The organism is Streptomyces sp. SID13666, from assembly GCF_010548325.1.
In the GTDB taxonomy this organism is placed as follows: Bacteria; Actinomycetota; Actinomycetes; order Streptomycetales; family Streptomycetaceae; genus Actinacidiphila; species Actinacidiphila fildesensis.
The window spans coordinates 15,931-41,843 of sequence record NZ_JAAGLX010000059.1 but is presented as its reverse complement, the minus strand read 5'-3'; the positions used below and the strand labels follow the sequence as shown (position 1 = coordinate 41,843).

Here is a 25,913-nt window from a genome sequence, read left to right as displayed (position 1 = left end):
CCACCCTCGCCTCGGGCCGCGGCGCGCTCGCGGTGCTGCCCGACGGCCGGGCCGCCGCCCGGGTCGACGCGGCGCTCACCGCGCTGCTCGGCGAGGGCCACCACGTCCTGCTCACCGCGGATGCCGGCCCCGAGGCGCGCTACCGGCGCTGGCTGGCGGTCAGCCGGGGCGCCGTCCGGGCGGTCGTCGGCACCCGGGCCGCGATGTTCGCCCCGGTGCAGGACCTCGGCCTGGTCGCGCTGTGGGACGACGGCGACTCCAGCCACGCCGAGCCCCACGCCCCCATGCCGCACGCCCGGGACGTGCTGCTGCTGCGGGCCACGGAGGAGCGGGCGGCCTTCCTGCTCGGCGGCCTCATCCGCACCGTCGAAGGCGCCCAGCTCGTCGAGACCCAGTGGGCGCTGCCGGTGGACGCCACCCGTGAGGCGGTCCGGGCGGCGGCGCCGCTCGTCCGCACCATCGGCGACGGCGACCAGGCGCGGGACGGGGCGGCCCGCGCCGCCCGGCTGCCGAGCCTGGCCTGGCAGGTGGCCAGGGACGCGCTGCTGCGCGGCCCCGTCCTCGTCCAGGTCCCGCGCCGCGGCTATGTGCCGCGGCTGGCCTGCGAACGCTGCCGGGAACCCGCCCGGTGCGGAAAGTGCGCGGGACCGCTGGAGCTGACCGACGGCAGCAGCGCGCCGCAGTGCGGATGGTGCGGCCGCCCCGAGGCGGCGTGGCACTGCCAGGAGTGCGGTGGGTTCCGGCTGCGCGCCCAGGTGGTCGGCGCCCGGCGGACCGCGGACGAACTCGGCCGGGCGTTCCCGAAGGTCCCGGTCCGCACCTCGGGACGGGACGGCATCCTCGGAGCCGTCACCGGTACCCCGGCGCTGGTCATCTCCACGCCGGGCGCCGAACCGGTCGCGGAGGGCGGCTACGCGGCCGCGCTGCTGCTGGACGGCTGGGCGCTGCTCAACCGGCCGGACCTGCGGGCGGGGGAGGAGACGCTGCGCCGCTGGACGGGCGCGGCCGCCCTGGTCAGGCCCGCGACCGAGGGCGGCACGGTGCTGGTGCTGGCCGAGCCCACGCTGCGGCCGGTCCAGGCGCTGGTGCGCTGGGATCCCGCCGGGCACGCGGCCCGCGAACTGGCCGAGCGGGCCGAACTGGGCTTCCCACCCGTTTCGCGGATGGCCTCCGTGACCGGGAGCCCGGCGGCGGTGGCCGCACTGGTCGAGCTGGCCCGGCTGCCCGAGGGGGCCGCCGTCCTGGGACCGGTCCCGGTGTCCGGCGACCGGCCGGGCGGACCGCGCGGGGCCGGGGACGCCCCGGCGGGGGAGCACCGGGAGCGGATGCTGATCAGGGTCCCGCCGGGCAGCGGGGCGGCGCTGGCCGCCGCTCTCAAGGCCGCACAGGTGGCCCGTACGGCGCTCAAGCAGACCGATCAGGTCCTGGTCCGCATCGACCCGCTGGACATCGGCTGACCGGTCCCCAGAGACCCAGGACGTCCGGTCCGGTTCTGGACATGGCGCCGCCCCGGCGTCCGACCTGTCGGCGTGGCGGGCGGCGGGGCGGCTGGTCCTGCGGAAACGCACCGCGGGTGGTGCAGCGGTGCGGGTGGTGCGGGTGCGGTGCGGTGGTGCGGGTGGTGTCGCTCAGCCGCTGCGCGGACCGGGAAGCGCGCCGGGGAAGGCGTCCTCCCGGGCGTTGGCCGGCAGATGTCCGGGCACATGTCCCGGCATCTGCTGCGGCAGCTGCGCGGGCAACGGCCCGGACCCCTGCGAGGGCAGGTGCCCGGACATCGGCCCGGCCGGCTGCCCCGACATCGGCGCGGACATCTGGTCTGGCATCGAGCGCGCCGCCGGCACGCCGGCCATCGGGGGAGCGGACGCCGCGGCGTGCACCCCCGTGGTGTCCGGCTGCGAGGACTCGTCCTCCGTACCGTGGACGGCATGGCGGCGCGCCCCGTACCGGCGGTGCACCGCCTGTTTCGTCACCCCGAGGGCGGAGCCCACCGCGTCCCAGGAGAACCCCAGCGAGCGGTCGAACTCCACCGCCGCCGTGACCAGGGTCTCCACACTGTCGCGGAGTTCCTGGGCGAGCCGCACGGTGGGTGCGGGGGCGCGTCCGTAGACGACGAATCCGGCGGCGGGACCGCTGCGCCGCGGTCGGTACACATTGCCCAGCTGGGCGGTCAGGGTCCGTAGCGCGTCCACCTGTCGGCGGACCCTTTCGATGTCCCGCACCAGTAGGTGCAGGCTTGCCCGGGCCTGGGCGTCATGGGTTGCGTGGTCGGGCATCAACAAGCCTCTCCAACCGGCGTTGATAAGGATCGGGCCGTGTCCGTGGTGTGATGGCCCTTTTTCGGTCAATCTCTCTTGACCAACGCTCCAGCGGGCCATCGAGTCACGCATCAGGGGGCGTGCTGATGTTTCCGGGGGGCGCGAACGACCGCGTGCACCCCCGAACGGGTCGGCCCCTAGAATTGGACGGCCCCCAGCTACCGCTGGGAGGTGCCCCCACAGCCACATCCCCCGAACTTCGTCCGGGGGTGCCCCCAGGGGTGCCGCCAGATCCGTCCGACCCGGGAGCCCGCCAGCCGTGTCCGTCACGCCCATCCGCCTCTTCGGCGACCCGGTGCTGCGCATGACGGCGCAGCCTGTCACCACCTTCGACAAGGAACTCCGCACCCTCGTCCAGGATTTGACCGAGACCATGCAGGCGGCGCCGGGCGCCGGCCTCGCGGCCCCGCAACTGGGCGTCTCGCTGCGGGTCTTCACCTACTTCGTCGACGGCGAACTGGGGCATCTGGTCAACCCGGACCTCACGCTCAGCGAGGAGGAGCAGGACGGCCCCGAGGGCTGTCTGTCGCTCCCCGGCCTGACCTACGACTGCGTCCGCTCCTACGGTGTCGTCGCCAAGGGCTTCAACATGTACGGCGACCCGGTCACCATCGAGGGCACCCAGCTGCTGGCCCGCTGCATCCAGCACGAGACCGACCACCTCGACGGCATCATCTTCATCGACCGGCTCGACGCCGAGCAACGCAAGGCCGCGATGAAGGCGATCCGGGAGGCGGAGTGGGCGGACCTGGGCGTGCCGCAGGTGAAGGTCTCCCCGCACAGCACCTTCGGCAGCGCGCTGTGAGTCCGGCCGCCCGAACCGCTGCCCTGACCGCTGCCCTGACCGCCGTCCGACCCGCCGCGCGGACCACCGCCCACGGCCGTCCCCCCTGCCAACGAGAGGCACAGAACCCACGATGAGGCTCGTCTTCGCAGGCACTCCCGAGGTCGCCGTCCCCGCCCTGGAGGCGCTGCTGGCGTCGGACCGGCACGAGGTCGTCGCCGTCGTCACCCGCCCCGACGCGACCGCGGGCCGCGGCCGCAAGCTGGTCTCCAGCCCGGTCGCCCAGCGGGCCGAGGAGGCCGGCATCGAGGTGCTCAAGCCCGTGAAGCCGCGGGACGAGGACTTCCTCGCCCGGCTCCGGGAGATCGCCCCGGACGCCTGCCCGGTCGTCGCGTACGGCGCGCTGCTGCCCAAGGCCGCGCTCGAGATCCCGGTGCACGGCTGGGTCAACCTGCACTTCTCGCTGCTTCCCGCCTGGCGCGGCGCGGCTCCTGTACAGCACGCGGTGATGGCCGGTGACGAGGTCACCGGCGCCTCGACGTTCCTCATCGAGCAGGGGCTCGACTCCGGCCCGGTCTTCGGCGTCGTGACCGAGGAGGTCCGGCCCACCGACACCAGCGGGGATCTGCTCACCCGGCTCGCGCACAGCGGCGCCGGGCTGCTCACCGCGACCATGGACGGCATCGAGGACGGCCGCCTGGTGCCCCGTACACAGCCCACCGAGGGCATCACCATCGCCCCCAAGATCACCGTCGAGGACGCGGCGGTGGACTGGAACGCGCCCGCGCTGCGCGTCGACCGGCTGATCCGCGGCTGCACCCCGGCGCCCGGCGCCTGGACGCTGCTCGACGGCGAACGGTTCAAGCTCGGCCCCGTGACCCCGCTGCCCGGCCGCGAGGACCTCGCGGGACTGGCCCCCGGCGAGCTCTCCGTCGCCAAGAACGCGGTGTACGTGGGCACCGGCAGCCACGCCGTGGAACTCGGCGAGGTGCAGCAGCAGGGCAAGAAGCTGATGCGCGCCGCCGACTGGGCGCGCGGCGTCCGCCTCGCCTCCGGCACCCGCCTGGGCGCGTAGCCCGCACCCCTTCCGACGAAGAGCGCCGTCCCGCCGGACGGCGACGTCCCGCGGCCGGCCCCGGTCGCCCGGGTGAGCGGTCGGCGGGCCGGCGGCCGTACGCTTTGTTCACGCCCTGTGCGCGGGAGGGGGCATCCCGCCGCCCGGGCGCAGCAGTTTTTTCCGACCGAGTCCGGAGCACATTGATCGTGAACGACCAGCCGCGCAGCCGACCGCAGAACACCTCGCAGGGGAAGTCCCAGGGCAGGCCGAAGGGCAAGCCTTACCGCAGGCCCCAGCGGGATCCGGTCCGCATCCTCGCCTTCGAGGCGCTGCGGGCGGTCGACGAGCGCGACGCGTACGCCAACCTCGTCCTGCCCTCGCTGCTGCGCAACGCCGAGGCGGAAGCGGTCAAGAAGGGCGGCGAGTTCGACCGCCGGGACGCCGCCCTCGCCACCGAACTGGTCTACGGCACGCTGCGCCGTCAGGGCACCTACGACGCCGTGATCGCCGCCTGTGTGGACCGGCCGCTGCGCGAGGTCGACCCGCCGGTGCTGGACGTGCTCGCGCTCGGCGCGCACCAGCTGCTCGGTACCCGCATCCCGCCGCACGCCGCCGTCTCGGCCACCGTCGAACTGGCCCGGTGCGTGCTCGGCGACGGCCGGGCCCGGTTCGTCAACGCGGTGCTCCGCAAGATCGCCGCGCAGGACATCGACGCCTGGGTCGCCCAGGTCGCCCCGCCGTACGACGACGACCCCGAGGCGCACCTCGCCGTGGTTCACTCGCATCCGCGCTGGATCGTCTCCGCGCTGTGGGACGCGCTCGGCGGCGGCCGGGCCGGTATCGAGGACCTGCTGGAGGCCGACAACGAGCGGCCCGAGGTGACGTTGGTGGCCCGTCCCGGCCGTTCCACGGCCGAGGAGGTGGCCGCGTCGCTCCCGCCGGAGGCGACCGAGCCCGGCCGCTGGTCCCAGTACGCCGTACGGCTGGCCGAGGGCGGCGACCCGGGCGCGGTGGAAGCCGTCCGTGAGGGCCGGGCCGGGGTACAGGACGAGGGCAGCCAGCTGGTCGCGGCCGCGCTGGCGGCAGCTCCGCTGGACGGCCGGGACGCACTCTGGCTGGACGGCTGCGCGGGCCCCGGCGGCAAGGCCGCCCTGCTCGCCGCGCTCGCCGCGCAGCGCGGCGCCCTGCTCGTCGCGTCCGAGAAGCAGCCGCACCGGGCCCGGCTGGTGGAACGCACGCTGGCCGGCAACCCCGGCCCCTACCAGGTGATCGTCGCCGACGGCACCCGTCCCGCCTGGGCCCAGGGCTCCTTCGACCGGGTGCTCGTCGATGTGCCCTGCACCGGCCTGGGCGCGCTCCGCCGCCGCCCCGAGGCGCGCTGGCGCCGCAAGGCCGAGGACGTCGCGGGCTTCGCGACGCTCCAGCGCGGACTGCTCACCGAGGCGCTGCGAGCCGTCCGCGTCGGCGGCGTCGTCGGCTACGCCACCTGCTCGCCGCACCCGGCGGAGACCCGTGCCGTCGTCGACGACGTGCTGCGCGGCCTGGGGGCACCTACCAGCGGCAGCTGGGGGACGGACGGGCAGCCGGCCGCCGAGTGGATCGACGCCCGCCCCCTGATGTCCGGCGTCCCCGCGATCGGCGACGGCCCGGACGTCCAGCTCTGGCCGCATCTGCACGGCACCGACGCCATGTACCTGGCCCTGCTGCGCCGCACTGCCTGAGCTGCCCGCGGCCGAACGGGTCTCAGGACCGCTGTGCCAGATCGTCGTCCTGCTGGTGGGCGGTGGCCTGCGGCGGTGTGGTGCCGGGGGCGTCCAGCTTGCTGGGCCACCAGACGTGGTGACCCAGGTCGAGGGTGATCGCCGAGACCAGGATCGACCGCACGATGAACGTGTCGAGCAGGACGCCGAAGGCGACCGCGACCCCGAGCTCGGCGAAGCCGACCAGCGGGAGAGTGCCCAGCGCGGCGAACGTGCCGGCCAGGACCAGTCCCGCGGAGGTGATGACACCACCGGTCGCCGCGAGGCCGGTGAGCGTTCCGGCACGGGTGCCGGAGTGGGCCGTCTCCTCGCGGATCCTGGTCATCAGGAAGATGTTGTAGTCGATGCCCAGCGCCACCAGGAACACGAAGACGAACAGCGGGAACGAGGTGTCCTCGCCCTCGAACCCGAACAGGTGGTGGAAGGCGAACGTGCTCGCCCCGAGCGCCGCCGCGAAGGACAGCACGACGGTCGCGATGAGGATCAGCGGGGCGACCAGCGACCGCAGCAGCAGCGCGAGGATGAACAGCACGACGGCGAGGATCATCGGGATGAGGAGCTTGTTGTCGTGCGAGGTCGCACGGTTGGCGTCCTGGATGACCGCCGTGCCGCCGCCGACCTTGGCGTCGGCGCCCGGCACCGCGTGCAGCGCGTCACGGGCCCGGTCGACGGTCTGCTTGGCCGCCGTACTGTCGGCCGCCGAAGCCATCGTGGCTTCCAGATAGACCCGGCCGTTCTTCTCGGCTGGGACGCCCGGTGGGGTGGTGACGGAGCCGGGCGCGACGCCCTGGACCGAGCCGAGGGCGGTACGCGCCTGGTCCGCGGCCCCGGCGTCGGCGATGACGACGAGCGGCTGCCCGGCGCCGGCGGGGAAGTACCGCGCCGCGACCTCTTGGCCCACCACGGAGTCGGGGGTGCCGGTGAAGCCCTGGGCGGCCGTCAGTCCGTTCGCCTTCAGGCCGATCAGCCCCAGTGAGAGCACCGCGAGGGCCACCGCGGTGCCCGCCCAGACCGCGCGCGGCCGCTGGGAAATACGCCCGCCCACCCGCGCCCACAGTCCGCTGCGGGTCGGCTCGTCGGATCCCATGTGCGGCACGGCGGGCCAGAACGCCCAGCGTCCGACGATGACGAGCAGCGCGGGGAAGAGCGTGGTCATCGCGAGCAGGGCGACGGCCACGCCGATGGCCGCGACCGGCCCGAGCCCCGAGGTCGAGTTCATGTCGGCGGCCATCAGGCACAGCATGCTGACGGCGACAGTCGAGGCACTGGCGAGCACCGCGGGCCCGGCCCGGTGCAGGGCCAGGGCCATCGCTTCGTGCCGGTCCTCGTGGCGGCGCAGTTCCTCGCGGTACCGGGCGACGAGCAGCAGCGCGTAGTCCGTGCCGGCGCCGAAGACGAGGACGGTGAGGATACCGGCGCTCTGCGCGTTGACCACCAGACCGGCGTGCCTGGCGAGCAGATAGATCACCGCCTGGGCGGTGAACAGCGCGCCGATGACGGAGATGATCGGCAGGAAGACCAGGGTCACGCTGCGGTAGGTGAGCAGCAGGATCACCACGACCACCGCGAGCGCGGAGAACAGCAGCGTGCCGTCGAGGCCCTGGAACGCCTCGGCGGAGTCCGAGGCGTAGCCGCCAGGACCGGTGAGGTGCACATCGAGGCCGGCGCTGTTCGCGTCGGCGGTGGCGCGGATGTCCTTCACCGCGTCGGCCAGGCCGTTCCAGCCGCCCGCGTCCACGCTGATCGGGACGATGATCTGGGCCGCGCGCGGAGTGCCGGTCTTCTCCAGCACCGGTCCCACGGTGCGGGCGCCGAGGATGCCGTGCTGCGTCATGGCCTTGAGGGACGCCGTGTCCTTGACGATCTTGGCGCGGTCGGTCTCGGTCAGGCCGCCCGGCCGGGCGTATACGACGACGGCTGGAGCGGTGTCGGGGAGGAAATCCTTCTGGAGGGTGAGGACTTGAGTGGATTCCGCGCTCCCGGGAAGCCACGTCGACGAGTCGTTCCTCTGTTCGTCCGTCAGCTTCTGTGCCAGCGGTGAGACCGCCACCAGCAGAATCAGCCACAGGACGAGTACGACCCACTTGCTGCGCCGGCCGCACACCAGGTGTGCCCACCGTCCGGTTCCGCCCACGACGAGTCTCCCCGCTTTGCGTTCGTCTGTCGGCCCTCCCGAAATCCTTGTGGGGAGAGTGCTTGGAGAGCCAGCATGGCACCGGTGTTCGAGATCGTTCCGCGATTTTACGGAACGGGTGCGTTCCTTGCACGGGCGGTGCTCGGGGACCCTCCGGGATCTGGTTTGCTGGACATATGAGCGTGCAGATCAACCCCAGTATTCTTTCCGCCGATTTCGCCCGGCTCGCCGACGAGGCGAAGGCGGTGGAAGGCGCCGACTGGCTCCATGTCGACGTCATGGACAACCACTTCGTGCCCAACCTGACGCTCGGTGTGCCGATCGTGGAGTCGCTGAGCAGGGCGTCGGACATCCCGCTCGACTGCCATCTGATGATCCAGGACCCGGACCGCTGGGCCCCGGCCTATGTCGAGGCGGGCGCCGGTTCCGTCACCTTCCACGTCGAGGCGGCGGCCGCGCCGGTGCGGCTGGCCCGGGAGATCCGGGCGAAGGGCGCGCGGGCGTCGATGGCACTCAAGCCCGCCACCCCGATCGAGCCGTACGAGGACCTGCTGCCCGAGCTCGACATGTTGCTGATCATGACGGTGGAGCCCGGCTTCGGCGGGCAGGCGTTCCTCGACATCATGCTGCCCAAGATCCGCCGGACCCGTCAGCTGATCGACAAGCACGGCCTGGAGCTGTGGCTGCAGATCGACGGCGGGGTGTCGGAGCGGACCATCGAACGGTGTGCCGAGGCGGGCGCGGACGTCTTCGTCGCAGGTTCCGCGGTCTACGGTGCGGACGACCCGGCGGCGGCGGTGCGGGGGCTGCGTGAGCTGGCCACGGCGGCCTGTACCCACTGACGGTCCGGCTACGCGTCCGTAACACCGCGCCATCTGCGAGGATGAGCGCGGAGCCGATCAGATGGGCAACTGGGGAGAGCAACGTGACCACAGGCCGCACACAGGTGCGCATGGGCCCCGGCGAGATGGTCCAGGCCGCAGCGATGGCGCGCCGTTTCTACCTCGAGGGCAAGTCCAAGATCCAGATCGCCGAGGAGTTCGGCGTGAGCCGCTTCAAGGTGGCCCGGGTGCTGGAGACCGCCCTCGAACGTGACCTGGTACGGATCGAGATCCGGGTCCCGGCCGAGCTGGACGCCGAGCGCTCGGACGCGCTGCGCGCCCGCTACGGCCTGCGGCACGCGGTCGTCGTCGAGACCCCGCCGGAGCAGTCCGACGCGCCCGACCCGGAGAACCTGGGCAAGGTCGCCGCCGACCTGCTCGGCGAGCTGGTCACCGAGGGCGATGTGCTCGGCCTGGCCTGGGGCCGCTCCATCATCACGATGGCCAACGCCCTGGACCGGCTGCCGCAGTGCACCGTCGTCCAGCTGACCGGTGTGTACGACGTGGGCACCGCCGAGCGCGGCTCCGTCGAGGCGGTGCGGACCGCCGCCGCGGTCTCCGGCGGTGAGGCGCACCCGCTGTACGCGCCGATGGTGCTGCCGGACCCGGCGACGGCCGCCACCCTGCGCGCCCAGAGCGGAATCGCCGCCGCCATGGGGTACTTCGACAAGGTCACCGTCGCGGTGGTCTCGATCGGCTCCTGGGCGGCCGGCATCTCCACCGTCCATGACGCGCTGACCGACGCCGAGCGCGCGCACTACGCGGGGCTCGGCGTCGCCGCCGAGATGTCCTCGCACCTGTTCGACGCCGCGGGGCGCCGGGTCGGCCGCGACCTGGGCGAGCGCTGCATCACCATCGAGGCGGACCGGCTCCGCCGGATCCCCGAGGTGCTGGCCATCGCGGGCGGGCTGCGCAAGGCCGCCGCGATCGACGCCGTGCTGCGCTCCGGGCTGGTCACCAGCCTGGTGACGGACACGGCCGCCGCCGACCACCTGCTGTACTCGACCGGCGCCGCCCCGCGCCCCGCCCTGGACCGCGCGGACCCCGACGGACCGTAGTCCGCCGGGGTCGCACGTGCCCTGGTCCGGCCGGATCAGCGGGTGAACCAGGGGTTCCCGCCGAGGGACCACACCGAGACCTTGGTGACGCCGAGGCCGGTGAGGACCTGCAGCTTGCGGTCCATCGACGTCTGGTCGACGTAGTCGTAGAGCTTTCCGCCCGAGGTCCAGCGGATCTCGCCGGATCCGCTGTCCCGGCGCTGCTCGATGGTGGACGCGTTGCCCGACCAGCCGGGCTTGCCGCGCATCACGCTGAACGGGATGTTGCCCTCGATGGCCGAGGTGTCGCACGACGCGGGGGCGCTGTAGCCGTACGAGGGCAGTCCGATGACCAGCTTGTCGTGGTTGGGCACCTTGCTCCGGGCGTACTGGACGACCTGCTTCAGCCAGGCGTACGGGGTGATGGCCTTGCACTTTCCGCCCGGGTCGGAGTCGTACTCGTCGTCGTAGGCCATGATCGCGAGCTCGTCGACGCCCGTCGCGACCACCGCCGCGTAGTCGTAGTAGGGCGCGTCCTCGGTCATGGCCGGGGCGTCCACCTGCAGGCGCTTGCCGGAGGCGTGCAGCGATGTGGCGAGCTGGGTGAGGAAGGTGCGGTAGTTGGCGAAGTCGCCGGTGGACCAGGACCAGTAGTCCTCCATGTCGACGTCGATGCCGGTCAGCCCGGCGTTGACCGTCATCGCCGTGAGCTGCTGGACGGCCTGGCCGCGCCGGGCCGAACTGCCCACCAGGGCGCGGACGGTGGGGGTGTCCATGCCCGAGACGGTCGGGTACTGGTACGTCGAATGCGCCTTGAGATCGGTGACGTTGGCCGCGCTGTAGGCGTTGCACAGGCCCTGCGCCGTGGTCTCCAGGAGCAGGGTGCCGTTGGGCTGGACCGCCCAGTACTCGGGCTTGAGTGCTCCGCTCCTGAGCCGGTTGTCGGCGTACTCGGCCTGGCCGGAGCACTGCGGCTCACCGGCGGAGCCGGGGTAGAGCCAGCCCTGCAGCTGCACACCGGACGGGACGGCGGGGACGGCGGCGGGAGCGGCGTGGGCCGGGGCGGGCGTACGGCCCGCGGGAGAACCCATGGCCGATCCGGCGGTGAATGCCGCGACTGTACAGGCGGCGGCCGCGGCGGCGGCGGTGAGAAGTCGGCGATTGCGCATGGTGCTGGCCTCCGGTGACGGTGGTCGGAATCCTGACCAGTGGGGGGATGGCGCTGGGGTGATGGTGGACCAGGAGGCGGCAATTGGTCAATAAGTGGTCAGTTTATTTACGCCAACCTGTCTGCTGACCTAAGCTGAGAGCACAAGATTGGCCACTGTGTGCTCACTGCGCGGGAGCGGCGTACCCGATGACTGCCGGACTGAGAAAACGCGATCTGATCCGCGAGCACCTGATCTCGCTGATCGAGGCCCGTGCGGTGGGGCAGGCCATCCCGGCCGAACGGCAGCTGTGCGTCGAACTGGAGACGTCCCGGCCGACGTTGCGCGCCGTGGTGGACGAACTGGTCAAGGACGGCTGGCTGGTGCGCGAGCACGGGCGCGGGGTGTTCGTCGGCACGCCGAAGATCTCCCAGCGGATCGTGACCGCGCCGGCCGCCGATCAGTCCGGCTACCCGGCGGCCCCGGGGACGTGGACCAGCCGCGTCCTCGACCACTCGGTGATCCCGGCCGGCATGAGCATCGGGAGCCGGCTCCGCGTCGAGGCCGGCACCCCCGTGCTGCGGGTGGCCCGGCAGCGGCTGGTCAACGACGAGCCGATGGCGCTGGAGACCATCCACGTCCTCAGCGAGCTGGTGCCCGGCGCCACCGCGGACGACGTCGAGAGCGGCTCCTTCTACTCCCTGCTGCGCGAGCGCTACGGCATCGAGCCCTCCGCAGCCGAGCAGATCCACGAGGCGCTGTCCGCCGACACCGTGCAGGCGTCGCTGCTCGGCATCAGCGCCGGAGCGGCGGTGCTGTCCTCCGAGCGCGTCACCCGCGACCAGCACGGCCGGCTCTTCGAGTACACGCACGCCATCTACCGCGGCGACCGCTACCGGCTGGTCTCCCAGCTGGCCCTCAGCGGTCCGCCGGACGCCGCGAGTCCCCAGGTCACGCCCACCGTCTGACCGCGCGCGCCACCGTGCTCCGGCCGGGGCCGTGTGGCAGCATCGGCCGCATGCTGCTGCGGTCCGCCACGCGCGCGGCCGCCGCCGCGCTCCTGATGTGCCTCGTCGTGCTCCTCACCGGCTGCTCCTCGGACACCGGGACGCGCACCGGGACGACGGGTACCGGGACCGCGACGCGCTCCCCGGCGTCCCCGGGCAGCGGCTACGGCCCCACCGCCTCCGTTCCCGGCTGGGCCTCGGGACGGGCGACGGTCGCGGCCGGCCGGCTGCCCGCCGAGGCGCGGAACACGCTGGCGCTGATCGACCGGGGCGGCCCGTACCCGTACGCGAAGGACGGGGCGGTGTTCAGCAACTTCGAGAGGGAACTGCCCCGCGAGAAGTCCGGCTACTACCACGAGTACACCGTCACGACCCCGGGCTCACGCGACCGCGGGGCCCGCCGGATCATCACCGGCGAGGGCGGGGAGTTCTACTACACCGACGACCACTACCAGACCTTCAAGGCGGTGCTGCGGTGACGGCCACCGTGCTCGACCTCGCCGGTGTCACCACCCGGCACGAGTTCATGGACCGCTGCGCCCGGTCGCTGTCCCTGCCGGAGTACTTCGGCCGCAACTGGGACGCCCTGGCGGACTGCCTCACCGACCTGTCCTGGTGCCCGGCCGCCACCCGGCGCCGGCTGCGGGTCACGGGCTGGCAGGAGTACGCCGCCGCCTCGCCCCGCGAATGGCGCATCGTCACACAGATCCTCCGGGACGCCTCCGACTTCTGGCAGCACACCGACACCCCCCTTCACGTGATCGTGGAGGAAGCCACAAACGAGGTCTGAGCCCCCTGGTGGAAGGCACAGAACGGGGGGCGCCGGTTCGCCAGAACTTGGTCGCATCGGCGATGATGGCGTAGGAGCCGCAGCCTGGACGGCGCTGGTTCGGTGCTGACTCCCCACCCGCCCCAGACGTATAACCGCAGGTGAGGCAGCCAGTATGAAATTCCTCAATGACGTGAAGCCCCCTTACGACCTGACCTACGACGATGTCTTCATGGTGCCCAGCCGGTCCGCGGTCGGGTCCCGGCAGGCGGTGGACCTCGCGTCCCCCGACGGCACCGGCACCACCATCCCGCTGGTCGTCGCGAACATGACCGCCATCGCCGGCCGCCGGATGGCCGAGACGGTCGCCCGCCGTGGTGGCCTCGTCGTGATCCCCCAGGACATCCCGATCGACGTGGTCGCGGACGTCGTGGCGTACGTCAAGAGCTGCCACCTGGTGCTCGACACCCCGATCACGCTGGCTCCGCACCAGACCGTCGCCGACGCGCTGTCGCTGCTGCCCAAGCGGGCGCACGGCGCGGGCGTCGTCGTCGAGGACGGCGGGCCGGTCGGCGTCGTCACCGACCACGACCTCACCGGCGTGGACCGCTTCACCCAGCTGTCCGAGGTGATGACGCGCGACCTGCTGCTCGTGGACGCCGGCATCGACCCGCGCGAGGCCTTCAACCGCCTCGACGCCGCCAACCGCAAGCTCGCCCCGGCGGTGGACGCGGACGGCCGGCTGGTCGGCATCCTGACCCGCAAGGCCGCGCTGCGCGCCACCCTGTACACGCCCGCCACCGACGCCAACGGCAAGCTGCGCATCGCCGCCGCCGTCGGCATCAACGGCGATGTCGCGGTCAAGGCCAAGCAGCTGCTCGACGCGGGCGTCGACACACTCGTCGTCGACACCGCGCACGGCCACCAGGAGTCGATGCTCACCGCGGTCAGGGCGGTCCGCGCCCTCGACCCGCAGGTGCCGATCGTGGCGGGCAACATCGTCGCCGCCGAGGGGGTGCGCGACCTCATCGAGGCCGGCGCGGACATCATCAAGGTCGGTGTGGGCCCCGGCGCCATGTGCACCACCCGCATGATGACCGGCGTGGGCCGCCCGCAGTTCTCCGCGGTCCTGGAGTGCGCCGCCGAGGCGAAGAAGTACGGCAAGCACGTCTGGGCCGACGGCGGCGTCCGGCACCCGCGCGATGTCGCGATGGCGCTGGCCGCGGGCGCGTCCAACGTGATGGTCGGCTCCTGGTTCGCCGGCACCTACGAGTCCCCGGGCGACCTCCAGCAGAGCGCCGAAGGGCGGCTGTACAAGGAGAGCTTCGGCATGGCCTCGGCCCGCGCGGTGCGCAACCGCACGAGCGAGGAGTCCGCGTACGACCGGGCCCGCAAGGCGCTCTTCGAGGAGGGCATCTCCACCTCGCGGATGTTCCTCGACCCGACGCGTCCGGGCGTCGAGGACCTGATCGACTCGATCATCGCGGGGGTGCGCAGCTCGTGCACCTACGCGGGCGCGGGCTCGCTCGCCGAGTTCGAGGAGAAGGCCATCGTCGGCATCCAGAGCGCCGCCGGCTACGCCGAGGGCAAGGCCCTGCACGCCAGCTGGAGCTGATGACGCAGCACGCCGAGCGCCGGACGGGCTGGGACTCCAGCCCGGTCCGGCGCTCTCGCGTTCGCCCCCACAAAGCGGACAACGCAACGACCTGCCGCAGCGATGGCAATGATTCGGCGCACTCCGGCGGTTTCGCGCAACGATCATCCGCACATGCGCAATAGACCCGCATTACCGCCACTCGTCATACCTCGTAAGGTCATGCCCTGTACGTGGAGCGGTGGCGACCCCAAGCTCGGCGGTTCCCACCGGTAGTGCGCCGGGACGCGCACTCCCGTACGGTGCCGCCGCGACCTCGCCGCCGCCGTCCGAGCCGGCACGACCAAGGAGCTCCCGCAGTGGCACGAACTGGCGCAGCGCCGTCCACCCGCGACCGGACCGGGGCGGATCCCGCCCCGGGCGGCCCCACCCCCGGCGGCGGCTTCGGCGGCAGGCTGATGCGGCGCAAGCCCGTCGACCGGCTCGTCGCCGAGGGCGGCCACGGTGACGGCGGGGAGCTGAAGCGCACCCTCGGCATGTGGCAGCTGACGATGATCAGCATCGGGGCGACCCTCGGCACCGGCATCTTCGTGGTGCTGGGCGAGGCGGTCCCCAAGGCCGGCCCCGCGGTCGTGATCTCCTTCGTCATCGCCGGGTTCACCGCGCTCTTCTCGGCGCTCTCCTACGCCGAACTGGCGGGCAGCATCCCGGTCTCGGGGTCCTCGTACTCCTACACCTACGCCACGATGGGCGAGTTCATCGCCTGGCTCTGCGGCTGGTGCCTGATCCTGGAGTACGGGGTGTCGGTCGCCGCGGTCGCGGTCGGCTGGGGCCAGTACCTCAACGAGCTGCTGCACGGCACGATCGGGGTCACCATCCCCGACGCGTTCGCCAACCCGCCGGGCGCGGGCGGCGTCGTGAACATCCCCGCGCTGCTGGTCGTGCTGCTCTCCATGGCGTTCCTGCTGCGGGGTGCCCGGGAGAGCGCCCGCGTCAACACCGTCATGGTCGTCGTGAAGATCGCCTCGCTGGTGCTGTTCTGCGCGGTCGCCTTCACCGGCATCCGGGCCGGCAACTTCCACCCGCTGATGCCGCTCGGCATGGCGGGCGTCAGCGCCGCGGGCGCCACGCTGTTCTTCTCCTACATCGGCTTCGACGCCGCCTCCACCGCAGGCGAGGAGGCCAAGAACCCCAAGCGCGACATGCCGCGCGCGATCATCCTGTCGCTGCTCATCGTCACGGTGCTGTACTGCCTGGTGGCGCTGGTCGCCGTCGGCGCCATGCCGTGGCAGCAGTTCAGCGACGCCCACGCCGCCCTCGCGCAGATCCTCCGCCAGGTCACCGGCCAGAGCTTCTGGGCGGTGCTGCTCGCCGCGGGCGCTGTCATCGCGATCGCCAGCGTGGTGCTGACCGTGCTGTACGGACAGACCCGCATCCTGTTCTCGATGTCCCGCGACGGCCTGGTGCCCAAGATCTTCTCGAAGGTCGACCCGAAGAGCGGCACCCCGCGCGCCAACACCGTGATCGTCTCGCTCTTCTGCGGCATCCTGGCGGCCCTGGTGCCGCTCGGCGAGCTCGCCAACGCCACCAGCATCGGTACGCTCTTCGCCTTCGCCCTGGTCAACGTCGCGGTGATCATCCTGCGCCGCACCCGGCCGGACCTGCCGCGCACCTTCCGCGTCGCGTTCTCCCCGGTCACCCCCGCCATCGGGTTCCTGCTGTGCCTGTGGATGATGACCAGCCTCGGCGCCCAGACCTGGAAGTGGTTCGGAATCTGGATGGCCGGCGGACTCGTGCTGTACTTCACGTACGGCATGCGCCGGTCCCAGCTCGCCCGAGAAGAAGTGTGAACCACCCGCTGTGCGCCTGAATGATCTCGACGAACGCATCGTCCATGCCCTTGCCGAGGACGCCCGCCGCTCCTACGCCGACATCGGCACCCAGGTCGGGCTCTCCGCCCCCGCCGTCAAACGCCGGGTGGACCGGCTGCTGGCCTCCGGCGCCATCACCGGCTTCACCGTACGGGTGGACCCGGCGGCGCTCGGCTGGGAGACCGAGGCGTTCGTCGAGATCTACTGCCGGCGCAACACCGGCCCCGGCGACATCCTGCGCGGCCTCGCCCGCTACTCCGAGGTCGCGACCGTCTCGACCGTCACCGGCGAGGCGGACGCCCTCGTCCAGGTCTTCGCCTCCGACGTGCGGCACTTCGAGCGGGTGCTGGAACGGATCGCCGGGGAGCCGTTCGTCGAGCGGACCAAGTCCGTCCTGGTGCTGTCGCCGCTGCTGCGCCGCTACACCTCGGGCTCGCCGGCCTAGGCCGTGCCGTCCCAGGCTGTGGCCTGAACCACATACGCAACAGATCGCCGCCGGCCGGCTCCGAGACGCAACGGATCGCTGGTAGGTGCGCAAGATTCACATCTTGTTGCGTGGGTGGCCGGAAACGTACCTTCTAAGAGACCCCGAACAGACCATCGAGCGACGAAGAGGATCCATGCCGCCGCTGCGCATCGCGCTGTACCAAGGCCCCGGCGGCGTTCCGGATTCCACCGGCGCCGCCCTGGCCGCGCTGGACGGCGCCGCCCGGCGGGCGGCGGCCTCCGGCGCCCGGCTGCTCGCCACCTCCGAGATGTACCTGACCGGGTACGCGCTCGGCGACCGGATACCCGGGCTGGCCGAGCCCGCCGACGGTCCGGGCGCGCTGCGCGTCGCGGAGATCGCCGCCGAGCACGGCATCGCGATCGTGTACGGCTATCCCGAGCGGGCGGGCGCCGCGGTCTTCAACTCAGCGCAGCTCATCGGCCCGGACGGCACCGCGCTGGCGAACTACCGCAAGACCCATCTGTTCGGCGGCTTCGAGCGCGAGCACTTCACCCCCGGCGACACCACCGTGGTCCAGGCGGACCTCGACGGCACCCGGATCGGGCTGCTGATCTGCTACGACGTCGAATTCCCGGAGAACGTCCGGGCCCATGCCCTCGCGGGCACCGACCTGCTCGTCGTCCCCACGGCGCTGATGCGCCCGTACGAGTTCGTCGCACAGACCCTCGTCCCGGCCCGCGCGTACGAAAGCCAGCTGCATCTGGCCTACGCCAACCGCTGCGGCGCCGAGGGCGAGTTCCACTTCACCGGGCTCAGCTGTCTGGCCGGACCCGACGGAACGGTCCGCGCCCGGGCCGGCACCGGTGAGGAGCTGGTGATCGCCGACGCCGACCCGGAGCTGCTGCGGGCCGCGCGGGACGAGACCCCGTATCTGCCCGACCGGCGGCCCGAGTTGTACGGCACGCTCGTCTGACGTTCGTCTGACCCCTTTTTCGCGAGGAGACACCCCCCGATGACGTCCGTGCCCACCGCGGTCCATGACGAGCAGCATGTCCAGGCGCAGGCCGAGCCCCCGATCACGATGTTCGGGCCGGACTTCCCGTACGCCTACGACGACTACCTGGCGAGCCCGGCCGGGCTCGGTGCCGTACCGGCGACCGAGCACGGCACCGAGGTCGCGGTCATCGGCGGCGGGCTCTCCGGCATCATCGCGGCCTACGAGCTGATGAAGATGGGCCTCAAGCCCGTCGTCTACGAGGCGGACCGGATCGGCGGCCGGCTGCGCACCGTCGGCTTCGAGGGCTGCGACGCCGACCTGACCGCGGAGATGGGCGCGATGCGCTTCCCGCCGTCGTCCACCGCCTTCCAGTACTACGTGGACCTGGTGGGCCTGCAGACCCGGCCGTTCCCCAACCCGCTGTCGCCCGGCACCCCCTCGACCGTCGTCGACCTCAAGGGCGAGTCGCACTACGCCACGTCCGTCGACGACCTGCCCGAGGTCTACCACCAGGTCATGCACGCCTGGAACGCGTGCCTGGAGGACGGCGCGGACTTCTCCGCGATGCAGCGCGCCCTGCGCGAGCGTGACGTCCCCGTCATCCGCGAGATCTGGTCCGCGCTGGTCGAGAAGCTCGACAACCAGACGTTCTACGGGTTCCTCTGCGACTCCCCGGCCTTCAAGTCCTTCCGGCACCGGGAGATATTCGGCCAGGTCGGCTTCGGCACCGGCGGCTGGGACACCGACTTCCCCAACTCCATCCTGGAGATCCTGCGGGTCGTCTACACCGGCGCCGACGACGACCACCACGGCATCGTCGGCGGCAGCCAGCAGCTGCCGCTGCGGCTGTGGGACCGCGAGCCGGACAAGCTCACGCACTGGGAGCGGGGCACGTCGCTGTCGTCGCTGCACGGCGGCACGCCGCGCCCGGCGGTCACCCGGCTGCACCGCACCGCGGGCAACCGCATCACGGTCACCGACGCGGCGGGCGACATCAGGACGTATCCGGCGGCGGTCTTCACCGCGCAGTCCTGGATGCTGCTCTCCAAGATCGCCTGCGACGACTCGCTCTTCCCGATCGACCACTGGACGGCGATCGAGCGCACCCACTACATGGAGTCGTCCAAGCTCTTCGTGCCGGTCGACCGGCCGTTCTGGCTGGACAAGGACGAGCAGACCGGCCGCGACGTGATGAGCATGACGCTCACCGACCGGATGACCCGCGGCACGTACCTGCTCGACGACGGCCCGGACAAGCCGGCGACCATCTGCCTGTCGTACACCTGGTGCGACGACAGCCTCAAGTGGCTGCCGCTGAGCGCCAACGAGCGCATGGAGGTCATGCTGACCTCGCTCGGTGAGATCTACCCCAAGGTCGACATCCGCTCGCACATCATCGGCAACCCGGTGACCGTGTCGTGGGAGAACGAGCCCTACTTCATGGGCGCCTTCAAGGCCAACCTGCCCGGCCACTACCGCTACCAGCGGCGGCTGTTCACCCACTTCATGCAGGACACGCTGCCCGAGGACAAGCGCGGCATCTTCCTCGCGGGCGACGACATCTCCTGGACGGCGGGCTGGGCCGAGGGCGCGGTCCAGACGGCACTCAACGCGGTGTGGGGCGTCATGCACCACTTCGGCGGCGGGACCGACGCGACCAACCCCGGTCCTGGCGACGTCTACGAGGACATCGCGCCGGTCTTCCTCGACGAGGACTGAGCGCCGCCGGGCATCCGTGCGGCCGGCCGGGTTGACGTCGTAACGTGACCGGGGCTTAAGGAGGCGTATAGCGGGACGCCAGCCGCTCGCGGTGCAATCCTCCGAGTAAGCGGCCCGCCCCACGCGGGCCGCCGGATCCCGGAGGTAGCGCATGAGCCGTCGCCTGCCCGTAGTCCTGGCCCTTCCGGCCGCCGCCCTGATCGCCGTCGCCGGCGCCGCAGTTCCGGCGTCGGCGGCACCCGCCGACAAACCCCAGGTCCTGTCCAGCTGGACCCAGACCAGCGCCTCCAGTTACAACGCCTTCATCTCGGCACGCAACAACCAGGGTGCCTGGTCCGCCTACGGCTTCGACTGGTCCACGGACTACTGCTCGTCGTCGCCCGACAACCCGCTGGGCTTCCCGTTCAACCTGGGGTGTGCCCACCACGACTTCGGCTACCGCAACTACAAGGCGGCCGGACAGTTCAGCGCCAACAAGCCCCGGCTGGACAGCATGCTGTACGAGGACCTCAAGCGGGTGTGCGCTTCGCACGGCTACAACGTCGTGACGAAGGCCGCCTGCAACAGCCTCGCCTGGACGTACTACCAGGCCGTCAAGCAGTTCGGCTGACCTCCGGTCCGCCCCGGCCCCGCGTCACCGGCCGGCCAGCGGAGTGAGCAGGAACCGGCCGACGAGCCCCACGCCCGCGTCGAGCCGGTCAACGCACTCCCGGTACATCGCACCGGTGTGCCGCAAGGACCAGAGCAGGCGGGACGCGGCCCAGGCCGCGTCCCGCGCTCGTTCCAGGCTCCAGGAACCGACCAGATGGGTCAGCGGGTCGGCGACGTCCAGCAGGTCGGGCCCCGGCATGAGGTCCTCGCGCACCCGCTCCTCGATGGCCACCAGCACATCGCCGATCCGCTCGAAGTCCCCCTCCATCGTGGCGGGTTCACGGTCCAGCGCCCGGCAGGTGTCGACCAGCGCGAGCGCCAGGTCATGGCCGATGTGCGCGTTGATCCCGGCGAGTGCGAACTGCAGCGGCCGAACCCCGCGGTGCCCGCGCAGCTGCAGCAGCGGACGCCAGCAGGCGGGGGCCCGGCGCCGGGAGGACTCCGTGCCGACCGCCGCCAGGTAGCGGCCGGCGAACCGTACGTCCAACTCGGCCGCCGCGTGCGGATCGTCGAAGACCCCCGCGGACATCAGCCGCCGCATCTCCTCGGTGACGGAGAGATAGACCCGGTTGAACACCGCGACGCCGTCGTGCGGCGGGAGCGCGGCGTCCAGCGCGCGCATCCGCGCCACCACTTCGTCCACGTCACCGGGGACCGTCCGCCACACCGTCGTCATGTGCCCAGCGTCCCAGCCGGCGGGCACGGGGCACGGCCGCGCGCCGGTGCGTCCCTGAAACGGGTGATGCCGGACCGCCGGTCACAGCGCGCCCGCGTCCCACGCGGTCCACACCGAGGGGTAACGGGGGCTGAACCCCAGCTCGTCGCGGATGCGGGCGGTCGACACCACGCCCTCCCACGGGTCGTCCAGCGGCCGGCCCGCCATGCCTGCGGGCAGCTCCACCCCGTTGAGCTGGTGCAGCTCGACCGCGGACACCGGGGTGTCATCGGCGATGTTGTAGACCCGCCCCGCCGCTCCCGGTGCGCGCAGCAGCCGCAGCAGACCCTGGGCGACATCGGCGTGGTGCACCATCGTCAGCCGTTGGTGCCCGGCCCAGCCGCCCGCCCACCGCAGGGACTGCGCCAGATGCGGGTCACCCTCCCCGTAGACGAAGGCGAGCCGGCCGATCCGCACATCGAGACCGTGCTCGCGGTGCAGCGCCAGCAGACCCTGCTCCGCCGCGGACTTCGAGGCCGGGTAGGCGCCCCACATCGGGGAGCCGGGCAGCGGCTCGTCGTCCTCCACCGCCGGGCGCCCGCGCCCCGCGCCGTACACCAGGTTCGTGCTGACCTGGACGAAGCGGCCGGCGCCCGCCTCGACGGCGCCCCGGCCCAGCTCCAGGGCGGCGTCGCGGTTGACCGCCCAGGCCTCCTCGTCCGGCACGCCGCGGAAGGCCGCCGCGATGTTCAGCACCGTGTCCACCCCGGCCAGCGCCTTGCGCACCGCCTCCGGGTCACGCAGCTCGCCGACCGTGACCTGCGCCCCGAGCGCGGCGGCGGGGGCGCCCCGCTCCTCGTCCCGCACCAGCACCCGGACGGCGTCGCCGGGCGCCGTCCGCGCCAGCAGCCGGGGGACGAACCGCCGTCCGACCTCGCCCGTCGCACCCGTCACCAAAGTCAGCATGTCCCGCTCCTCGTATCCGCCGTGTGCGCCCTGCCGGCGGATCGTGCCCGCCGTGCCCCAGCGTGCGGCGGAAGGACGGGCGGCGGGAGAGACCCGTCGATCCGGGGATCAGCAGTCCCTGGATACCGTCCGGCCGCGGCCGCATGCTGGAGGAGTGGACAGAACCGAACTCGCCGACTTCCTGCGCCGCAGCCGCGCGCGCCTCAGCCCCGCGGACGTGGGCCTCACCGGGGGCGCCCGCCGCCGCACCCCGGGGCTGCGCCGCGAGGAGGTCGCGCAGCTGGCGGGGATGTCCGCCGACTACTACGCACGCCTGGAGCAGGCTCGCGGCCCGCGGCCGTCCCGGCAGATGCTGGCCGCGCTGGCCCGGGCGCTGCGGCTGACGGAGGACGAGCGCGACCATCTGTTCCATCTGGCGGGGGAGGAGCCGTCGCCCGCCCACCGGCGGGGCGACCCGGCGTACGACCGCGAAGGCGCCGCCCATGTCAGGCCCGCGCTGCTGCTGGTCCTGGACCGGTTGCACGACACCCCGGCGCAGGTGATGAGCGACTTCGGCGACGTACTGGCACAGAACGCGCTGGCCGCCGCGCTGGTCGGCGACGTGTTCTCCGGCCCGCCGGGGCAGCGCAACATCGTCCGCCGGATGTTCACCGACCCGGCGGCGCGCGAGCTGTTCCCGGTCGAGGACCGGGACGGGCTCGCGCGCGGTCAGGTGGCGAATCTGCGGGCGGTGCTCGCGGCCCGGCCCGACGATCCCCGGCCGGCCGGCCTGGTGGCGGAACTGCGCGCCTCCAGCGCTGAGTTCGCGCGGCTGTGGGAGGCCCACGAGGTGGCCGTCCGGCGCTCCTCGTCCAAGCGGTTCCAGCATCCGGTGGTGGGGTTGCTGGAGCTGGACTGCGAGGTCCTGCTGAGCACCGAGCACGACCAGCGGCTGATCGTCTACTCGGCGCGGCCGGGCACCGACTCCTACGAGCGGCTGCGGCTGCTGCGCGTGGTGGGGCTGCAGGACCTCACGCCGAGCGGCCTCGGCTGACCGCGGCGGCGCTCCACCTCACCGGGACAGCCGATTGCGGACCTTGCGCCTGACCATTCCGGCGAGGCCGCGCCAGTTGGTGACGATCAGTTCCGCCCGGCTCTCCGGGTCACGGGAGAGCCAGACGAGCATCGGGCGGAGGCCGGAGCGGAGCCTGCGGCGGCCGGCCGCGCCCGCCGGGAGCTTCGTTCCGGGAAAGCGCACCGGGAAGTCCTCGAACTGCTCGCCGTACGACAGCCGCAGCAGCATTTTCCACGCTCCGGGCCTGCGGACCTCGGTGCCGAGATGGCGTACGTCGAAGACGGTCCTGAAGGTCAGCGCCGGCTCGACGCCGCCCGGATCCGTGGTGGGCACCACGACCTCGTGCCCGTCGCCCACCCGCTGGAGCACGAAATGGTGTTCCAGTTTCCCGGGGCGGCTGGTGGCCCGCAGCCGGGTGCGCAGGGTGGCGGTGAACCGCAGGTTGTCGGGCAGCCAGGCCATTTCGGTGATGTCCGCCCAGTCGGACTGTTCGAACCGGGCGAGAGCGATCAGTTCATCCAGCTGACCGCGGCGGAGCAATTGCCCGCGGGTCTGGTCGAGGGGGGAGAGCGGGGCGAGGACCTCCTCGGGGATGAAGTCCTCGAGGAGTTCCGCGGCCAGCCGCACATAGGCCTTCTGCTGGTCCGCCGGCCAGCGCGGGAAACTGCGGCCGAACTTTCCGAGAATCTCCACCTGACCCCAGCGCAGGAGCAGGCTGTTGCGCCGGGGGCCGGGTTCGGTGTTCTCGACCACCGTCTGCAGGACCTTGCGGATGCCCGCGTAGAAGTGCTCGGGATCGGGACCCTGTTGGGTGAGGTGGGCGAATCCCTCCCGCTTCATGAGGTAGTAGCAGTCGTAGTCCGCGACCACCGAGATCGCCCGGGCGGCGAAATAGGCGGGCACGATGAAGATCTGCTCCTCGGCCAGCCGGACACCCTCCGCGAAGCGCAGTCCGTGCTCGGCCACCAGCGAGCGGCGGAACAGCTTGTGCGCGGTCAGGCTCCATACCGCCTTGGTGCTGTAGATGTCGCCCCGCGCGACGTTCTGCCGGAACGGTCCTGCGGCCGCGGACCTGCCGACCCCGCGGATCCGTCCGAGGACCACATCGGAATCGTCGCGGCGGGCCGCCCCGACCATGCGCTCGAAAGCCTCGGTGCCCAGGTAGTCGTCGGGGTCGGCGAAGAAGAGGAACTCTCCGGTGGCCACGTCGATGGCACGGTTGCGCGGGCCCCCGGGAGCGCCGGAATTCGCCTGGTGGAGCACCCGGATCTCCGGATGCCGTACCGCCCAGCTGTCGAGCAACTCGGCGCTGCCGTCCGTCGATCCGTCGTTGACGACCACGACCTCGATACGGTCGATTCCGATCGTCTGATGAACCACGGATTCCAGGCATTCATCCAGATAATCAACGGCGTTGTAGACCGGAATGATGACGCTGACCCATTTCTCGGGCACGGTCGCGGTCGCCTCCTTGGTATAGCCGCAGCAAAGAGAGGGGAAGTCATGATCCGGTCGGCGAGGCGGGGATCCCGCTGCCGAGAATGGGCAATCTAGCGTAAAGCGGGGGTTGCGGGGTTTCCGTTCATTGATTGGTACCTGCCCGGCGGGCGGTCGCGGGAACCGGTGCCGCGCGGGGCATTTCGCCCCCTGTCGGTCACATCCATGAATCCTGCGCCAGGCGTTGTCAGGCCGAAGCGGCTGCCCTACGCTCACACGATCGTCAGTGTGAACACCATTCATGTATGTGATGGGAGTCTTTGATGAGCGGAAGACGTAGGAGCCGTGGAGCGCTGCTCGCCACCGTGGCCGGGCTCGCCGCCCTGCTCGTGCCCATGGCATCGCCCGCGTCCGCGGCGCCCGCGCACGTACCGGCACACACCAGCGCCGCGGCGAAGGTGCCGCGGACCGTCGTGCTGGACGGCGAGCAGCTGCGGCAGACGAAGGGGCGGCTGGCGAAGGGCGACCCAGCGCTGCGGCGGGCCGTCGCCGACCTGCGGACACAGGCCGACGGCTGGCTGGGCCAGGGCCCGTGGACCGTCACCGACAAGGACCGCACGCCGCCCGGCGGCGACAAGCACGACTACCTCAGCCAGGCCCCGTACTGGTGGGCGAGCCAGCCGAAGACCGCGGACAACCCGATGGGATGCCCGTACCTCCAGAAGGACGGGCAGCGGAATCCCGAAGTTGACGAACTCACCGACCACGACGAGCGCGGCGAGGTGTTCGCGTCCGCCTACACCCTCAGCCTCGCCTGGTACTACACCGGCGATCCGGCCTACTCGCGGCACGCCGCCGAGATCCTGCGTACCTGGTTCACCGATCCGGCCACCCGGATGAACCCGAACCTGGACCACGCGCAGATCATCCCCTGCAAGTACGACGGCCGGGCGATCGGCATCATCGACTTCTCCCAGGGCTTCACCAGCGTCCTCGACGCGACCGCGATCCTCGACACCGGAGCCCCCGGCTGGACCAAGGGCGACAGTGGTGGGATGCGTACCTGGTACGAGGGCTTCCGCAACTGGCTCGGCGGCGCCTTCGGCAAGGAGGAGGCGGCGGCGGCCAACAACCACGGCACCTTCTTCGACATGCAGCTGGCCGCGCTCCAGCTCGCCACCGGTCACGACGGCCTCGCCCGGCAGACGGTGCTGAAGGCCAGGGCCGGGCGGATCGATCCGCAGATCGCCGCTGACGGCAGCCAGCCGGGCGAGATCTCCCGCACCCGCAGCTGGCACTACTCCACCTTCAACCTGGTGGCGTTCACCCGGCTCGCGGCGATCGGCCGGCACGTCGGTGTGAACCTGTGGTCCTACCGGGGTCCGGCCGGGCAGCGGCTCTCCGCCGCGGTCGACTACCTGCTGCCCGCCGCGACCGGCAAGGTGCCCTGGCCGCACCCGGAACTGGACTTCCGGGCCTACGCGGCGAGCGACATCGTGCATGCCGCCGCCGACGCCGGGGACCCGAAGGCCCGCGCGGCGGTGCCCGCGCTCCAGGCCCCGCCGGGCGGCGACCTGTGGGCGCTGCGCCCCGCGGCCGAGCAGCTGGACTCGATCACCGGCTGAGCCC

The 25,913-nt window shown here is 72.1% G+C and carries 23 protein-coding genes; 17 read left to right on the top strand and 6 right to left on the bottom strand.

Annotated features, from left to right (window positions below; all coding sequences use genetic code 11):
• Window positions 1-1,457, top strand: a 1,457-nt coding sequence (locus G3I60_RS39395) for a primosome assembly protein PriA (RefSeq protein WP_164608361.1), incomplete at its 5' end; no start/stop codon positions are given.
• A 171-nt stretch (window positions 1,458-1,628) separates the two neighbouring features.
• On the opposite strand, the gene G3I60_RS39390 is transcribed toward G3I60_RS39395, so the two are convergent.
• The gene (locus G3I60_RS39390; protein ID WP_138353000.1) at window positions 1,629-2,273 is read right to left on the bottom strand and encodes a hypothetical protein; all 645 of its coding nucleotides are present in this window, start codon (window positions 2,271-2,273) and stop codon (window positions 1,629-1,631) included.
• A gap of 301 nt (window positions 2,274-2,574) precedes the next feature.
• Between G3I60_RS39390 and def the strand changes: the two genes are divergently transcribed.
• The 3 genes from def to G3I60_RS39375 all read left to right on the top strand — a co-directional run bounded on the left by def (window position 2,575) and on the right by G3I60_RS39375 (window position 5,877).
• Complete coding sequence (gene def, locus G3I60_RS39385) at window positions 2,575-3,120, top strand: peptide deformylase (RefSeq protein ID WP_164298310.1); 546 nt, start codon at window positions 2,575-2,577, stop codon at window positions 3,118-3,120.
• 112 nt (window positions 3,121-3,232) lie between these two features.
• Entirely contained in the window at window positions 3,233-4,174 is a 942-nt protein-coding gene (gene fmt, locus G3I60_RS39380; RefSeq protein ID WP_138353002.1) for a methionyl-tRNA formyltransferase, read from the top strand.
• Window positions 4,175-4,467: 293 nt separating this feature from the next.
• On the top strand, window positions 4,468-5,877 hold the full coding sequence (locus G3I60_RS39375) for an RsmB/NOP family class I SAM-dependent RNA methyltransferase (RefSeq protein WP_244809811.1): 1,410 nt from the start codon (window positions 4,468-4,470) through the stop codon (window positions 5,875-5,877).
• A gap of 22 nt (window positions 5,878-5,899) precedes the next feature.
• Here G3I60_RS39375 and G3I60_RS39370 read toward each other — a convergent pair whose 3' ends face one another.
• Window positions 5,900-8,050, bottom strand: a complete 2,151-nt coding sequence (locus G3I60_RS39370) for an MMPL family transporter (protein ID WP_164298306.1) — start codon at window positions 8,048-8,050, stop codon at window positions 5,900-5,902.
• A gap of 176 nt (window positions 8,051-8,226) precedes the next feature.
• Here G3I60_RS39370 and rpe point away from each other — a divergent pair, with 176 nt between their 5' ends.
• Both rpe and G3I60_RS39360 read left to right on the top strand, forming a co-directional pair.
• Window positions 8,227-8,892, top strand: coding sequence for a ribulose-phosphate 3-epimerase (rpe, locus tag G3I60_RS39365; RefSeq protein ID WP_138353005.1), 666 nt, complete (start codon window positions 8,227-8,229; stop codon window positions 8,890-8,892).
• A gap of 110 nt (window positions 8,893-9,002) precedes the next feature.
• Window positions 9,003-9,989 (top strand): sugar-binding transcriptional regulator, encoded by a 987-nt coding sequence (locus G3I60_RS39360; protein ID WP_187145265.1) that lies wholly within the window; start codon window positions 9,003-9,005, stop codon window positions 9,987-9,989.
• Window positions 9,990-10,024: 35 nt separating this feature from the next.
• On the opposite strand, the gene G3I60_RS39355 is transcribed toward G3I60_RS39360, so the two are convergent.
• Window positions 10,025-11,137, bottom strand: a complete 1,113-nt coding sequence (locus G3I60_RS39355) for a glycosyl hydrolase family 18 protein (RefSeq protein WP_239070829.1) — start codon at window positions 11,135-11,137, stop codon at window positions 10,025-10,027.
• 188 nt (window positions 11,138-11,325) lie between these two features.
• Between G3I60_RS39355 and G3I60_RS39350 the strand changes: the two genes are divergently transcribed.
• The 9 genes from G3I60_RS39350 to G3I60_RS39310 all read left to right on the top strand — a co-directional run bounded on the left by G3I60_RS39350 (window position 11,326) and on the right by G3I60_RS39310 (window position 20,131).
• Window positions 11,326-12,084 carry a GntR family transcriptional regulator gene (locus G3I60_RS39350; protein ID WP_138353007.1) on the top strand — a complete coding sequence of 253 codons (759 nt, stop codon included), beginning with the start codon at window positions 11,326-11,328 and terminating at the stop codon, window positions 12,082-12,084.
• A gap of 50 nt (window positions 12,085-12,134) precedes the next feature.
• Window positions 12,135-12,602 (top strand): ribonuclease domain-containing protein, encoded by a 468-nt coding sequence (locus tag G3I60_RS39345; RefSeq protein ID WP_164298304.1) that lies wholly within the window; start codon window positions 12,135-12,137, stop codon window positions 12,600-12,602.
• Complete coding sequence (locus tag G3I60_RS39340) at window positions 12,599-12,913, top strand: barstar family protein (protein WP_343241836.1); 315 nt, start codon at window positions 12,599-12,601, stop codon at window positions 12,911-12,913. Before G3I60_RS39345 ends, G3I60_RS39340 begins: the two co-directional genes overlap by 4 nt.
• Window positions 12,914-13,067: 154 nt before the next feature.
• Entirely contained in the window at window positions 13,068-14,507 is a 1,440-nt protein-coding gene (locus tag G3I60_RS39335; protein WP_164608360.1) for a GuaB1 family IMP dehydrogenase-related protein, read from the top strand.
• Window positions 14,508-14,845: 338 nt separating this feature from the next.
• Window positions 14,846-16,336 carry an amino acid permease gene (locus tag G3I60_RS39330; protein WP_343241835.1) on the top strand — a complete coding sequence of 497 codons (1,491 nt, stop codon included), beginning with the start codon at window positions 14,846-14,848 and terminating at the stop codon, window positions 16,334-16,336.
• Window positions 16,337-16,346: 10 nt separating this feature from the next.
• A complete protein-coding gene (locus tag G3I60_RS39325; protein WP_138353010.1) occupies window positions 16,347-16,802 on the top strand; it encodes an Lrp/AsnC family transcriptional regulator in 456 nt (151 codons plus the stop codon).
• A gap of 175 nt (window positions 16,803-16,977) precedes the next feature.
• Window positions 16,978-17,778, top strand: coding sequence for a carbon-nitrogen hydrolase family protein (locus tag G3I60_RS39320; protein WP_164298301.1), 801 nt, complete (start codon window positions 16,978-16,980; stop codon window positions 17,776-17,778).
• A 39-nt stretch (window positions 17,779-17,817) separates the two neighbouring features.
• Window positions 17,818-19,521 carry an NAD(P)/FAD-dependent oxidoreductase gene (locus G3I60_RS39315; protein WP_138353012.1) on the top strand — a complete coding sequence of 568 codons (1,704 nt, stop codon included), beginning with the start codon at window positions 17,818-17,820 and terminating at the stop codon, window positions 19,519-19,521.
• Between the two features lie 151 nt (window positions 19,522-19,672).
• Window positions 19,673-20,131 carry a phospholipase gene (locus G3I60_RS39310; protein WP_164298298.1) on the top strand — a complete coding sequence of 153 codons (459 nt, stop codon included), beginning with the start codon at window positions 19,673-19,675 and terminating at the stop codon, window positions 20,129-20,131.
• Between the two features lie 24 nt (window positions 20,132-20,155).
• Here G3I60_RS39310 and G3I60_RS39305 read toward each other — a convergent pair whose 3' ends face one another.
• Together G3I60_RS39305 and G3I60_RS39300 are read right to left on the bottom strand one after the other, a co-directional pair.
• Complete coding sequence (locus tag G3I60_RS39305; RefSeq protein WP_164298296.1) at window positions 20,156-20,848, bottom strand: DUF5995 family protein; 693 nt, start codon at window positions 20,846-20,848, stop codon at window positions 20,156-20,158.
• 81 nt (window positions 20,849-20,929) lie between these two features.
• Window positions 20,930-21,793: an NAD(P)-dependent oxidoreductase gene (locus G3I60_RS39300; RefSeq protein WP_164298294.1), complete on the bottom strand. Its 864-nt coding sequence runs from the start codon at window positions 21,791-21,793 to the stop codon at window positions 20,930-20,932.
• Between the two features lie 154 nt (window positions 21,794-21,947).
• Here G3I60_RS39300 and G3I60_RS39295 point away from each other — a divergent pair, with 154 nt between their 5' ends.
• Entirely contained in the window at window positions 21,948-22,826 is an 879-nt protein-coding gene (locus G3I60_RS39295; protein WP_164298292.1) for a helix-turn-helix transcriptional regulator, read from the top strand.
• Between the two features lie 18 nt (window positions 22,827-22,844).
• Here G3I60_RS39295 and G3I60_RS39290 read toward each other — a convergent pair whose 3' ends face one another.
• Complete coding sequence (locus tag G3I60_RS39290; RefSeq protein WP_343241834.1) at window positions 22,845-24,302, bottom strand: glycosyltransferase family 2 protein; 1,458 nt, start codon at window positions 24,300-24,302, stop codon at window positions 22,845-22,847.
• Between the two features lie 305 nt (window positions 24,303-24,607).
• Between G3I60_RS39290 and G3I60_RS39285 the strand changes: the two genes are divergently transcribed.
• Window positions 24,608-25,909: an alginate lyase family protein gene (locus G3I60_RS39285; RefSeq protein ID WP_164298287.1), complete on the top strand. Its 1,302-nt coding sequence runs from the start codon at window positions 24,608-24,610 to the stop codon at window positions 25,907-25,909.
• Window positions 25,910-25,913: the final 4 nt, after the last annotated feature.

What these genes read in the sequence shown, in the direction of transcription:
- G3I60_RS39390 (WP_138353000.1), bottom strand. Translation starts at nt 2,273, where the DNA reads ATGCCCGACCACGCAACCCATGACGCCCAGGCCCGGGCAAGCCTGCAC.
- fmt (WP_138353002.1), top strand. Translation starts at nt 3,233, where the DNA reads ATGAGGCTCGTCTTCGCAGGCACTCCCGAGGTCGCCGTCCCCGCCCTG.
- rpe (WP_138353005.1), top strand. Translation starts at nt 8,227, where the DNA reads ATGAGCGTGCAGATCAACCCCAGTATTCTTTCCGCCGATTTCGCCCGG.
- G3I60_RS39360 (WP_187145265.1), top strand. Translation starts at nt 9,003, where the DNA reads ATGGGCCCCGGCGAGATGGTCCAGGCCGCAGCGATGGCGCGCCGTTTC.
- G3I60_RS39355 (WP_239070829.1), bottom strand. Translation starts at nt 11,137, where the DNA reads ATGCGCAATCGCCGACTTCTCACCGCCGCCGCCGCGGCCGCCGCCTGT.
- G3I60_RS39350 (WP_138353007.1), top strand. Translation starts at nt 11,326, where the DNA reads ATGACTGCCGGACTGAGAAAACGCGATCTGATCCGCGAGCACCTGATC.
- G3I60_RS39345 (WP_164298304.1), top strand. Translation starts at nt 12,135, where the DNA reads ATGCTGCTGCGGTCCGCCACGCGCGCGGCCGCCGCCGCGCTCCTGATG.
- G3I60_RS39335 (WP_164608360.1), top strand. Translation starts at nt 13,068, where the DNA reads ATGAAATTCCTCAATGACGTGAAGCCCCCTTACGACCTGACCTACGAC.
- G3I60_RS39320 (WP_164298301.1), top strand. Translation starts at nt 16,978, where the DNA reads ATGCCGCCGCTGCGCATCGCGCTGTACCAAGGCCCCGGCGGCGTTCCG.
- G3I60_RS39315 (WP_138353012.1), top strand. Translation starts at nt 17,818, where the DNA reads ATGACGTCCGTGCCCACCGCGGTCCATGACGAGCAGCATGTCCAGGCG.
- G3I60_RS39310 (WP_164298298.1), top strand. Translation starts at nt 19,673, where the DNA reads ATGAGCCGTCGCCTGCCCGTAGTCCTGGCCCTTCCGGCCGCCGCCCTG.
- G3I60_RS39305 (WP_164298296.1), bottom strand. Translation starts at nt 20,848, where the DNA reads ATGACGACGGTGTGGCGGACGGTCCCCGGTGACGTGGACGAAGTGGTG.
- G3I60_RS39300 (WP_164298294.1), bottom strand. Translation starts at nt 21,793, where the DNA reads ATGCTGACTTTGGTGACGGGTGCGACGGGCGAGGTCGGACGGCGGTTC.
- G3I60_RS39285 (WP_164298287.1), top strand. Translation starts at nt 24,608, where the DNA reads ATGAGCGGAAGACGTAGGAGCCGTGGAGCGCTGCTCGCCACCGTGGCC.